This is a genomic window from Pirellulales bacterium, from assembly GCA_033762255.1.
Classification (GTDB): domain Bacteria; phylum Planctomycetota; class Planctomycetia; order Pirellulales; family JALHPA01; genus JANRLT01.
This window is the reverse complement of record JANRLT010000028.1, coordinates 1-12,800: the sequence shown is the minus strand read 5'-3', so window position 1 is coordinate 12,800 and position 12,800 is coordinate 1. Positions and strand designations below refer to the sequence as shown.

Sequence of the window (12,800 nt, the reverse complement as noted above, 5' to 3'; positions counted from 1 at the left end):
TACCAGGACCCAATACCAAAAATGTATGCTCACATCCAGGAAATCCACTAAGCCGCGTCGCAAGCCTAAAATCTAGTTTACCTTGTCCAAGTTAACAAAAGTGGACCTGAAAGGAGGTTTGTCCCCTGGGTGGGGGAAAATGTTCAATTCTCCAGGCTTTTTTCACCATAGGCGGTTTATTCCCTATAATCAATATAGGGGACCTCCGGGTAGTGTTCATCACCCCGGACTAAAGTGAGGCAAATTTTTTCATGAAAAGCCCCGGATTAGCGCAGTTTTTGCATATTTGGCCGGAATACGGCCTGACAGCACGGGAAGGCGATGCCGTTCCTCTGACACCAATTCTAGGGGGCCTAAGCGGGGCCCAAATCTGGCATGTGGAATTCGGCAGCCAGACTTATGCCCTGAGAGTGACCGTTAATACGCATGTTACAGATGTTCCATGGTTAGAGTGGCGTCATGCCATTTTAGCTCAAATTCAACAGCAAGCAAATATTCCTATCTGCTTGCCATTAAAGACGTTATCACAAAAAACATGGCTGGCAAGCGAGGGCCATTGTTACGAGTTGTTCCCTTGGATCAGCGGGGCTGCCGTTGCTGATTGGCACCGGCAACCGGAACTGCGACGTCAAATTGTCCAGGCCATCGCTAAATGGCACGTAGTGGCTGGATTGGGTCAATTTCCTCCAGAACCAAGTGGAGAGCCAAATCCACGAGATGACGTGAAAATTACTGCATCCACCCCTTATGGATTGAAATTACGGAGGGAAATGCTAGCTCACGCCTGGATAATGGAACGGCAGGAAATCGAACAGGCACTTACGCTAAAATTACCGGAATTTTGGCGTGAATATGGGCACCATTTACTAGGGTTGCTGGCCACTTGTCATTTACGGGTAAGCGAAATAGTGGCAGCGGCAGCCCACCTGGAAGTGCCGCAATTTCCCTGCATCCGCGATGTTCGTGGGGAACATTACTTATTTCAAAATCAAAGTTTGGCGGGGATTGTTGATTTTGCCGCTTTGCGGGTCGATAGCCCCATGGCCGATTTGACAAGGTTGCTCATGGAGGTTCCGCTCGACCAAGCGGAAGCCCGCGCGGCAATCTGGACAACCTATGAAGAACTCCGCGCTTTAACCACAAATGAGCGGCAAGTCTTTATTGCGTATGATTTTGCGTCGCGACTTCTAACGCCGCTTAACTGGTTTCGGTGGATTGTCATCGAAGCGCGTGATTTTGGGCCAGTCGATCGAGTACAATCATTTGCCAAGCGGGCCCTCGCTAGAGGCAGGGAGTTACCAGAACTATTAGCATATCGCCAGCCTACCCAAACTAACTCCGTGCTGGAGTTTCGCTAGCTGGATATGAGGAGCAAGCTCTTGACGGGGGGCCAGGAAACAAGCCCACAACGGTCGATGGGGGGAACGTTTCACGTCGTAACTCACCTTTTCTCCCCGGCATCAAACTCCGATAATGGGCAATGCCACGTGTCTTTGAGAATCTTAGTGAACCTTTGAGGGATATTTTTTGTATGAATGCTCCACATGCGACTATGACCTCGGGCAGTAGCGTCCAAGACTGGCGGCTCCCCCAAACGGTCTGGCAGTCCGGAACACGGTTGATGGGCTGGCTCATGTTAGCCACAACGGTTCTAGCGTATTGTGTCGGCACGCCTGCTTTATTTGCGGCAGAGCCGCAGGCCAAATTTGTCACGAGCCAAAATTCCGGGACAATCACCGGTAAATTGGTCCCCGCGACCGTTGCCCCGGGTGAAACGGCAGAATTGCAACTGCTCATTACTCCGGATGCCCTTAACAATTGGTACTTTTATTATTTCTCACCCACGGGAGAACGCACGACACGTCTGGGGATTGGTTTTCCCACGATAGTCTGGGTTGATCCGCATCAGCAAATCGAAACTGGGCCTGTCAAACCCAGTGTGGAACCGATTGTTGACGACCACAATAATCATGTCTTTCCAGAACCACTGCAATTGACGATCCCCGTGAAAGTCAAGGGGGATGCCGCAACGGGCAAGATCACGGTCACAGGCTCGATAGGTCTGCAGATTTGCCAAGTGGACGGCCAATGCCTACAAGAAGCGGCGACATTCAGTGTGGAGTTGCAGGTCGCCGAAATGCGCGGCACAGATCAGGGCGAAGTGCGGTTTTTGCCATCCCGTTACAATGTGCCGGCGAATTTACTCAAAGCACAACGCACTTCAAAAAACCAGCCACCGCAAATCCCTCCACCGGATACAACCGCCACGACCCCTCTCCCCAGTCCCCAGAATACAGAACCACCGGCTCCTACGGGCGTGCTGACCCTGCCCAACTTTCAACCACTCTATTTTGATTCCGGCTTAGAAGGGGGCGTGCAGTCACTAGGGTACGCGCTCATTTGGGGGTTTTTAGGCGGGATTTTACTCAACCTGATGCCCTGCGTGCTGCCGGTCATTGGGCTCAAGGTGATGTCGTTTGTCAATCAAGCGGGACATCATCGGGGAAGAATTTTTCTGTTGAATTTGGCCTATACAATGGGCATTTTGTTGGTCTTTTTGGCGCTAGCGCTAGCCGCGGTTTTTTTAGGGTTGGGTTGGGGGGATCAATTTCAAAGCCAGGCCTTTAACGTGGCGATGATTTCCATCGTGTTTGCCATGTCACTGAGCTTTTTGGGGGTGTGGGAAATCCCTATTCCCGGCTTTGCCGCAAGTGGCACATTAGCCGAGGCCAGCACCCAGGAAGGCTACTTGGGGGCTGTCATGAAGGGAGTGTTGACGACACTGCTAGCCACTCCCTGCAGCGGGCCGTTTTTGGGATCGGTCTTTGCCTATGCGCTCAAAAATGCCAATACCCAGCCGTGGCAGCCTATTGGCATCTTTATGAGCATTGGATTGGGTCTGGCATTTCCCTATTTGATGATTGGCGTCTTCCCCGGCTTGGTCAAGCTATTACCAAAGCCGGGGGCTTGGATGGACACCTTTAAACAAATTATGGGCTTTGTGTTATTGGGGACGGTGGTGCTGCTCTTTAGCAATCTTAAAAGCGAATATTTTTTGCCGACACTGTCGCTGCAGTTTGCGATTTGGTTTGCGCTATGGTGGGTGGGACAAGTTCCGATATACGCGGATTTATCGCGGCGGTTGTTTGCTTGGTTGACCGGCGGAGCGGTGGCGGCGGTGATCGGTTGGGGGGCGTTCGCATGGTTTTTAAACACCCACACGATCCTGGAATGGCGAAAATACACGCACGCGGAGTTGTTGGCCGCGGCGCAGAACCGGCAAACCGTGATGGTGGACTTTACGGCGGAATGGTGTCAAACATGCAAGGTCAACCTGCTGACGGCGATTGACACCAATTCCGTTAATCAACTGGTCAAAGAATACCAGATAGTGCCGCTGAAGGCAGACAAGACCGATGAAGTACCGGAAATCGAGGAGCTGCTTAGTAAACTTGATCGGACGGGGATTCCCCTCTTGGCCATTTTTCCCGCCAATGATCCCACGCGGCCGATCGTGATTGATGGTTTACTCACACAGCAGCAAGTGCTGGATGCGTTGCGAAAAGCGGGGCCTTCGCAAACACCGCTGGTGGCGGTGGGTCAACAAAGCCGCCGATAGTATCGGCGGAAGAGGATGATAGGCGAGGGTAAAGCGGCAGAGGCAATTGCGCCCGTGGCTGCGACGAATGTGCCTCTGGCAGCGGGAAATCCGGCAAGAGTACCTGATTCCGCGGCAGTGGGAAATGCAACAGCGAAGAAGATGGGAAAACGCGGAACATAACGGCAGCGGGACGCTGCCTACTACTTTGAATTTTTTTTCAAGCAGGCACATCGTGCAATTTTTGTTGGCACTTATTCAACCGCCCAAACTGCAATCCCTATTGGCAACACTCGAAAGCTGGGGCCCGCAGCGGCTGACCATTACCGAGACCCAAGGTTATGGCCGCCAGCGGGGGCAGGTGGAACTGTACCGGGGTCACGAATATCAAACGCGGTTGTTGCGTAAAATAGCGATAGAGACCGCGCTCAACCGCGAGTCGATGCCCGCGCTGGTTGACCAGATTGTGCAAGTCGCCCGCACGGGACCCACGGGCAACTTTGGCGATGGAAAGGTGTTTTTGTTACCTTGTGAGCGGGCGATTGAGTTTTGAGTTGTACTCTTCACAGTCCCCTGTGAAGAATTCAGCCCGCAGCGTAAGCAAGGGTTCTGTATAGCAGAGTTATCCCTGGCTGAGGCGGCGAGCTGAGCCCTCGTCCCTGACCCCTGTTCCCTGGCTAACGCGGCGGGCTGAGGTGTTGTTCCCTGGCTGAGGCAGTGGCTCAACTCACAGAATCTACCCCTTATCAAGTATGTTATGAGCGCGATCTTTCTATCCGGCGATTTGATGTTTGGTTCACGAGTCACTGCGGCGGCACAGGCGACTGGCCAAACCGTGCACACGGCCCTTTCGGCTCCTCGGGCACTCGCGCTACTGCGGGAACATCCGGCACGGTTGCTCATCGTTGATTTGCACGCCCCGGGGGTAACGATTGAAGAATTGGTCCCCGCCGCGCGAACTATTGTGACTGATCAATCCGTTGACGATCCAGCCGCAGTTAGCAATACCAGCAAGCTACGGATTATCGCCTATGCCCCGCATGTGCATACCGAATTGTTGGCGCGGGCGGCGGCGGCGGGCTGTGACGAGGTGCTCTCCCAGGGGGAATTCTCGCGCAGCTTGCCCCGTTTGTTCGCCACGGGTTAAGGAGTTGGGGGTTGATCCCCCACGGCAGGCACGCCAGCGGCGTCGGTTGTCAGGGGGGGCAAGCCAAACTCGTTTCCCTGGTCCTCGATGTAGATTTCCTCGATCTCGGCCCCATCCTCGGCTTGCCGCAAGAGCAAGTAAATTAGCGTGCTCGAGGTCCAAAAGTAGCTTGCCATGAATCCGCCCATGACCAGCCGCACCAGCCAGTTCCACCCCTGGATGCTCCACGCCGCAAAGCCCAGCATGGTTCGATTGGTGGCGGTGGCGGGGTTGGCCAATTCACCCAGACGCTCCCGTCCGGCGCCCCAACTCAGCGACCATTCGGCCAGTGAAATAGTGCTTTCCACGAACAAATTGACAATCAAAAGGCCCACCGAACCCAACAGCAGTGCCACCCCGGCAAAAAAGAGATACCGCAAAAACCGGTGATAGGTGTAAGAATACGCCCTGCTGATCGCGTCAAAAGGCTCCGTGCCTTCCACGCTAATGACCGGCCACATGAGCGGCCAGCCAAAGAGCAACCCCAACAGCACCAGGGACAAAATCAATCCCACGCCCAACAGTAGCGGCCAGAGGATACCGACAATCGCCGCGCCAAAATCCAGCCGGGTGATCAACGAAGGCAAAAATAAGATCGCCGCAAAAAAAACTCCTGATAAGAGCGGCAATACCGGACCGCCAAAGTACGCTGTCCAGCGTTGCATGCCATATCTTAACGCCGTAAGCGGGCCTACCTTGACCCCGACGGTTAAGGAGAGCGCCGCCATCCGCGTCAGCGCCGCGCCAAATAACGACCAAACCAAGAGCGCCCACAAGCCGCAGAGCAAAGCAAAAAACCAGGTTCCAAGCGAGACCGCGGGATTAAACAAGGTCTGGATCGGCGCTAAAATTCGGACGGGAAAATCCAAAATCGCCGACAACATTGGCAATAAACTAGCATCTGGCGCCAGCTTGGCTTCTCCGGGCCAAATCGTCAATTGTCGAATCAGTGCCTCGGTCGCGGGATTTTCTGAACTGGCAAAGAAGCGAGCAATCAATTGCCAGCCGGCCAACATCGCCAAAAATCCAAACGTCCCCAGCAGGAGCGCGCCAAACCGCAGCGACATCCGCAGGCAGTCGGCCAGTCGCAGCCAGGGAAAAACTTCCAGCCAGGCAATTTCATGCACGCGCGTCCGTTGTTCCGACATTCGTCAGGCTCTGGTAAAATGGGAAAGACAGGCAATTAGCTGAGAGCATTATAAACTTGTGTGGCGATCCCGCAATGCGGAACTTTTGCATGTTCCGCTACGCTAGGCATGGAACTTTTGGCAAGTTCCGCTACGCGCCTCGTAGCAGAATTCGCCAGAATTCTGAGCTTATTGAATCCCCCCGTCTCCCGGAACTTTGGCAAGTTCCGCTACGCTTTAATAAGCGTTTTCACGCCGAAAGACCGTGAATATCGTCTGAAATAATATTTGCAGGTCCAGCCAGGGGGACCATTCGCGGATGTACTTGTGGTCAAATTCCACCCGTTTTTCCATTTTATACGGCGTGTCGGTTTCCCCCCGCCAACCATTCACCTGGGCCAGACCCGTGATTCCCGGCTTGACCTTGTGTCGCAGCATATAGCCGGGGATCAATTTGCGATATTGCTCATTATGGGCAGTGGCGTGGGGTCGCGGTCCAACCAGGGACATGCTCCCCTCCAGGACGTTGATCAGTTGCGGCAACTCATCCAGCGAGGTTTTTCGCAGGAACGCCCCCAGCGGCGTGACGCGACTGTCGTTCTTGGTCGCTTGGGTAACGACGGGGCCGTCCTCGCAGACAGTCATGGTGCGAAATTTCCAAACGCGGATTTCCTTGCCATCCAGGCCATAGCGCTTCTGGCGAAAGAACACCGGTCCGGGCGAGGTAAACTTAATCGCCAGCGCGATCAGCGACATGGGAATTGCCAGGATGATGGCAATGAGCGTTCCCAAAACGACATCAATGGCCCGTTTGCACGCGCCGTCGACGCCATAAAAGGGATTTTCAAATACACTGACCGCGGGCAAGCCGCCAATTTGCGTCCACCTGGAATGAAGCAGCTCAAACACAAAAAAGTCCGGCACGACATACACATTGGCCGTGGTATCGCTAAGTCGAGCCAAAACTTTATTCAAGCGTTCCTCGGCGCGCATGGGAAAAGTCAGATAAATTTGCTGCACGCTTCCTTGACGCGCTAATTCGACCAATTGATCCAAATCGCCGCATTGTTGGCCAATCTCGGCGGGAATGATCGGCAGGCGGTCTTCCTCGCGATCGTCAAAAAAGCCCACCAGTTTCAGGCCCAGGTCCCAGGATTGATCAATATTCTTGGCCAGTTGAAAGGCCAGTTCATTCACGCCCACAATCGCATACGATTTGGTGTTGATGCCCTGGGCCCGCAAGAGGTATTGCCCCCAGCGCAAAACAATCCGCGTGGCGCATAGCGCGCCGACGCTAACAGTACTCCAGCGGAACAATTCCGCGCGGGTGATCGGCAATTGGTAGTTTACAACCAGTGCGATCCCCGCCAGCAGACACATCGCGCACAACCAGGTGACCAATAGGGTGCCAATTTCGACCTGTGTCGGCGCGCCGCGCCAATTGCGATACAGACCGGTCATTTCCGCGATAAACGAAAACACAATCACGGTCGCCGCGGCAATGAGCCACAGCTCGGCGGCGGGATAAATTCCCAGCACGCCCAGCCACAATCCCCCTGTTAGACAAATCGCGTCCAAGGCGCGATAGATCAACGTTAACCAGGACCAATGCTGGTGAATTTGTAATTGGGCGGCGGGCATAATGGCGTAAAATTCCAATTTTCTGTAAACAAGTTGCCGGGCAATCCGCCAGTCGCTGGCGAAATGGCCAGACAGCCAATAGCTGCACAAATTTAGGTTAAAAAAACCTCCCCGGCGGATAGCGTGGGGGGAGGAAATCGCATGCATAAGCGTTAGAGATGATACATCCGACCAGGAATCGCGGTAGGATGCTGAGCAAGGCGGACGCGGGGCATATCCGTGGCGATATCGGCGGTAGCAGGGAATCCGTCGACCACGGATCCGACGCTATCCTTTGGCCCCGCCAGTTATTGATATAAAAAATAAGCCGGCCTGAAGTTGTTCAGGCCGGCTATCGCCGCACTTGGCTGTGGGTCAGTCCGTGCAGTTGGTTTCGTTGGCGGCAGAACAGAGATGCCGCGGTAATTTGTCCCGCCAGCTATCATCTAGCGTAGGTTATGCCCCGGCATTTGCCAGGAAATATGCGCTAACCGGGATGTTTTTCCGCCGAGATGTAACAGACGAGCGAACGATCGGACAACGGCACGATCCCCTTTGCGGGCAAGTATGGCCCGTCCAAATCGGGGTATATATCGGCGGGAGTGGGGGCCGCCGTGTTGAGCATCAATCGCCAGGAAATCCCCCGCACTTGTTCCGGGACCACAAAATCCCTGGGCAATATCCCGGAATGCATCATGATCATGACATGCCGCGGTTCCTCGCCATAAAAATTGCGATTTGCCGTCGCTTCGGGCATGCCAAAGACGCAAGTCAAGCTGCAATCGGCGGTTTCCCAATTCATGGGTTTGCCAGCGGCATTATACCAACTGACATCCGGCAGCATGTCCGGGCCATGGGGCGTACCATTTAAAAATTCTGTCCGCCGCAGCGTGGGATTGGACTTGCGCACACTGATCAGCCCCTGCACAAAGCGAAGCAGATCGGCGTTTTTCTCTAGTGTTTTCCAGTTAAACCAACTGATGTTGTTATCCTGGCAATACGCGTTGTTGTTGCCGCGCTGCGTGCGGCGCGCTTCATCGCCTGATAGCAGCATGGGGACCCCTTGGCTTAACAACAAAGTGGCCAAAAAGTTCTTGATCTGCCGCAGTCGCAGGGATTCGATATTTTTGCGGCGCGTGGGACCTTCGACGCCATAATTGCAACTCAGATTATGATTATCCCCGTCGCGATTTCCCTCGCCGTTGTCCTCATTATGTTTTTGCTCATAACTGACCAGGTCATTCAGCGTAAAGCCATCATGCGAGGTCATAAAGTTGATTGAATGGTACGGCGACCGCCCGCCGGGCTGATACAAATCGCTCGAGCCGGTCAACCGCGTCGCCATGGCGCCGGTCAGGCCCTGGTCTCCGCGCCAGTAACGGCGAATATCGTCCCGATAACGGCCATTCCATTCGGCCCAACGGATGTGGCTAAAGGAGCCCACCTGATACGCCCCGGCGGCGTCCCAGGCCTCGGCGATGATTTTGGTATCGCCCAGCAGTGGATCCTCGGCGATGAGTTCCACCACGGGAGGATTGCTCAGCACTTCGCCGTTCCGGTCGCGCGATAAAATCGACGCCAGATCAAACCGAAAGCCGTCAATATGATAATTCAGCACCCAATGCCGCAGGCACAAGAAGATCATCTCGCGGACGATCGGGTGGTTGCCATTGATGGTGTTGCCGCAGCCGGTGTAGTTTTTATAGTAACTGCCGCCATTGCCCAGCATGTAGTAAACGCGATTTTCCAAACCTTTTAAACTGAGCGTGGGTCCGAGTTCGTTACCCTCGGCCGTGTGATTAAAAACCACGTCCAAGATTACCTCAATCCCGGCTTGATGAAGCGCGCGGACCATTTGCTTGAACTCGCGAACCTGCGAGCCTGGCTCTGACCCGGCCGCATAACCCCGGTGCGGAGCAAAAAACGCCAGCGGGTCGTAGCCCCAGTAGTTGGGTCGCTCTAGCTTTTGGCCAAAGGGACTTTCCATGGGAAATTCGTGCACGGGCATTAACTCGACCGCCGTAACCCCCAACGATTTGAGGTACGGGATTTTTTCAATAACGCCTAAATACGTGCCCGGGGCGTCCACGCCGCTGCTGGGGTCGCGGGTAAAGCCGCGAACATGCATTTCATAAATGATGGTGTCGCTCAGGCTGCGTTTAATATGACGATCGCCCCCCCAGTCAAACCGATCATCCACCACCACGCATTTGGGGGGCCGGACCAAGCCGTCGTCGCTGGGCAAAAATTTCCCCGCCAACGCACGGGCGTACGGATCGATCAGGCGGGCCTTGCCGTCAAAACGGTGCCCATGCTCGGGATCAAAGGGGCCGTCCGCCTGAAAATGATATAATTGCCCGGCACCCAGCCCGGGGACGTAGACGCTCCAGACATCGCCCCAACGGTCATTCTCGCGGTCAAAGGCGATGATTTCGCTTGGTTCGCGATCTTCCACGCGATCATACAGCAACAGCCGCATGGCCGTGGCGGAACGGCTAAACACAACAAACTGAACCCCGCCTTCATGCAGAATCGCTCCATACGGCAAAGCGGTCGAAAACTGCAGCGCGGGGTGGGCGTGGGCAATCTTACGCAGCATTGGTTCCTTCCGGGGAGACATCGAAATGATGGACATCAGCGATGAGTACCTAGAACAATAGCACTTGGAACAGGGGTAAAGCGGAGTTTTGCCGCGAAAATCGGCCAAAAATCACTCATCAGAGCGCCGCCTATGACAAGTGGGAAAAAAAGTCTAGCTGGGAATAATAGGAGTGCGGGGTAGCGCACCATTGTTCCAGCCGCACAATTAAAAAATTTTACCGCCGTAATTAGCACAAACGGCACACCCGCGCGGTATCGCCCGATTAATCGGGGCCGGCTACTTTTGCGGCACAAACTTTTGATGACAGTCATGGCACGCGCGGTTCACGCGGTCCATGGCTTGTTGAGCCTCGGACAGGTTTTCCGCCGCGATCGCTTGATGCAATTGACCGGCGGCTGCGGTAAATTCAGCCGAATATTCTCCCCACGCAGGCAAATCCGTCGGATTTTTCACTTCATGGGTGTCCGCCGCCGTTACCAAGGCGATTGCCGCCAAAGTCAGGCTTTGCCGATTGGACGCCTCGCGGGTTTTGGCAAATCTTTCCGCCGTCAGGGACCGTTTGAGGGTTGTTTGTAACTCATTTACCCGCTTCATCTGGGCACCCAATCCAGGGACCGCTTGCCATGGAAGCAACGCGGGGGAACTGGGATCGGCGTTTCGTGCCGACTGTAACTTTTTCAGGGCAGCCGCTGATTGGGCATGGTCCTTATGATGTCGGGATAACTCGACCGCCGCGGTAAAAATTCCCGCCGCCCGAGCTTTGAGGGGATGCTCGCGCTGGTGTTGGGCCAAGGTCATCGCCAAACTGGCAATAGATAACGCATGCTTTTTTAGTCGCTCTTGTTGCGCCTCTTCAAAGTCGGATGGATTTGCCAAAAGCTCCGAAGCCTGTGCCACATAATCGTCTAGTGCCAGGGGAACGTGGTTAACCTCCACAAAGTCCGTTAGCGATACTGTAGCGGCGGGGGCCGATGTCGGCTTATCTCCCCTCCCTTCATGCAAAACCCATACCACGGATGGTAAGAGCAAACAAAGCGAAAAGTTTGAAAGAGACCGAAAAAGGATATTGGATCGCATCGCTGATACAAAACACGTGCTGAGAGTAAAGAAGCATATTTCCGCATGTTTCGGATTAGCTGTCATTATTACTCAGATAGCGCGCCAAACAAGCAAATAATTGGTCTAGCTGGCATAAATTTACATTCAGAGTGAACGGCAACGGATTTACGCGAGACTTTTGCCTAGTTGTCGGGCGGGTCTGCCCCAAATCTTGGCAACACCGCTCCTAGAGGTTTTGCGTGAAATTTGTTAAAAAACAGTTTTCACAGCGTGGATTTGTAAAATTAGCAGTTCAATAGCCCCAACGACGGCCATGGCCAAAGTAACTTATAAAGACGCCGGTGTCGACCTAGAGATTTACCGGCAAAGCATGGCGCGTCTGCCCCGATTATTGCATCGGACCTATTGCCCGCGGGTGCTCCCGTTGGACGGGGGATTTGCAGGATTATTTCAATTGGATTTTGCTGATAAATTATTCGCGCGAAAGTATCAGCAACCGGTGTTGGTCTCTTGCACGGATGGCGTGGGAACAAAATTAAAAGTCGCCCAATTAGCCGGAAAACACGACACCGTGGGGATCGACCTTGTGGCCATGAGCGTCAATGACGCCCTGTGTTGCGGGGCCGAACCCCTGTTTTTTTTAGATTATGTCGCGATGTCCCATGATGATCCCGCGCTATTGGAACAAATTGTCAGCGGCATTACGGCGGGGTGTCTGGACGCGGACTGCGCGCTCTTGGGGGGAGAAACAGCCATCATGCCCGACCTATATCGCCGCGGAGATTATGATCTGGCGGGCTTTGTCGTGGGAGTGGTTGAGCGCCACAAAGTGATAGACGGACGGGCGATTGTCCCGGGGGATGTGCTGATCGGCGTGGCGTCCAGCGGCTTGCATTCCAATGGCTACAGCTTGGCGCGAAAGATCGCCTTTGAAGTCGGCGGGCATGATGTGGGAGAGTTGATTCCCGAACTGGGGGAAACAGTCGGCGCCGCCCTTTTAAGGCCAACAAGAATCTACGCCAAACCTCTCCGCTCCATTCACAACCATTATTCAAAAAAGAACGTCCTGCATGGCATCGCCCATATTACCGGAGGGGGGCTACGGGAAAATCTCGAACGTATCCTGCCTCGGGGCTGCGCCGCGGATATTGAAATAGGCTCTTGGGTGGTTCCCCCCGTTTTTTCCTGGTTGCAAAGGTTGGGAGAAGTTCCCGCGGCGGAAATGGAGCAGGTCTTTAATATGGGGATCGGCCTGGTGTTGGTCGTGAGTGAATATTATGCGGGGAGTATATGCGATCAACTGCGAGACGCGGGCGAACAGGCCACGGTGATTGGCAAAATCACGCTGGCCTAGCCGAAATATTCCGCTCCGCCGGGCTTGGGCTTTTTCCGGGGCGGGCCCCCCCGCCCCCCCCCCCCCCCCCCCCCCCCACCCCCCCCCACAACACCCCACCCCCCAACAAACACCACAACAAACAAAAAGACAAAAAAACCACCACAACCAAAAAAAAAAAAAAAAACAAAAAAAAAAAAACAAACAAAAAAACAAAAAAAAAAAAAAAAAAAAAAATGGAAAATAAAAAGTAACACCGGAATTTGCATCAATTA

General features: G+C 54.1%; 9 protein-coding genes. 5 read left to right on the top strand and 4 right to left on the bottom strand.

Annotated elements, in window-relative coordinates:
• Positions 1–251: 251 nt before the first annotated feature.
• The 4 genes from SFX18_08175 (at position 252) to SFX18_08160 (ending at position 4,745) form a co-directional block, all read left to right on the top strand.
• Entirely contained in the window at positions 252–1,358 is a 1,107-nt protein-coding gene (locus SFX18_08175; protein ID MDX1963115.1) for a phosphotransferase, read from the top strand.
• A gap of 173 nt (positions 1,359–1,531) precedes the next feature.
• Positions 1,532–3,619: a cytochrome c biogenesis protein CcdA gene (locus SFX18_08170; GenBank protein MDX1963114.1), complete on the top strand. Its 2,088-nt coding sequence runs from the start codon at positions 1,532–1,534 to the stop codon at positions 3,617–3,619.
• Between the two features lie 214 nt (positions 3,620–3,833).
• The gene (locus tag SFX18_08165) at positions 3,834–4,151 is read left to right on the top strand and encodes a P-II family nitrogen regulator (GenBank protein ID MDX1963113.1); all 318 of its coding nucleotides are present in this window, start codon (positions 3,834–3,836) and stop codon (positions 4,149–4,151) included.
• 204 nt (positions 4,152–4,355) lie between these two features.
• A complete protein-coding gene (locus tag SFX18_08160) occupies positions 4,356–4,745 on the top strand; it encodes a hypothetical protein (protein MDX1963112.1) in 390 nt (129 codons plus the stop codon).
• Here SFX18_08160 and SFX18_08155 read toward each other — a convergent pair.
• The 4 genes from SFX18_08155 to SFX18_08140 all read right to left on the bottom strand — a co-directional run bounded on the left by SFX18_08155 (position 4,742) and on the right by SFX18_08140 (position 11,147).
• Entirely contained in the window at positions 4,742–5,932 is a 1,191-nt protein-coding gene (locus SFX18_08155; GenBank protein MDX1963111.1) for a hypothetical protein, read from the bottom strand. The genes SFX18_08160 and SFX18_08155 overlap by 4 nt on opposite strands.
• 216 nt (positions 5,933–6,148) lie before the next feature.
• The gene (locus SFX18_08150) at positions 6,149–7,699 is read right to left on the bottom strand and encodes an undecaprenyl-phosphate glucose phosphotransferase (GenBank protein MDX1963110.1); all 1,551 of its coding nucleotides are present in this window, start codon (positions 7,697–7,699) and stop codon (positions 6,149–6,151) included.
• Positions 7,700–8,018: 319 nt separating this feature from the next.
• A complete protein-coding gene (gene glgX, locus SFX18_08145) occupies positions 8,019–10,130 on the bottom strand; it encodes a glycogen debranching protein GlgX (protein MDX1963109.1) in 2,112 nt (703 codons plus the stop codon).
• Positions 10,131–10,409: 279 nt separating this feature from the next.
• Positions 10,410–11,147 carry a hypothetical protein gene (locus tag SFX18_08140; protein ID MDX1963108.1) on the bottom strand — a complete coding sequence of 246 codons (738 nt, stop codon included), beginning with the start codon at positions 11,145–11,147 and terminating at the stop codon, positions 10,410–10,412.
• Positions 11,148–11,505: 358 nt separating this feature from the next.
• Between SFX18_08140 and purM the strand changes: the two genes are divergently transcribed.
• Positions 11,506–12,546: a phosphoribosylformylglycinamidine cyclo-ligase gene (gene purM / locus SFX18_08135; GenBank protein ID MDX1963107.1), complete on the top strand. Its 1,041-nt coding sequence runs from the start codon at positions 11,506–11,508 to the stop codon at positions 12,544–12,546.
• Positions 12,547–12,800 lie beyond the last annotated feature (254 nt).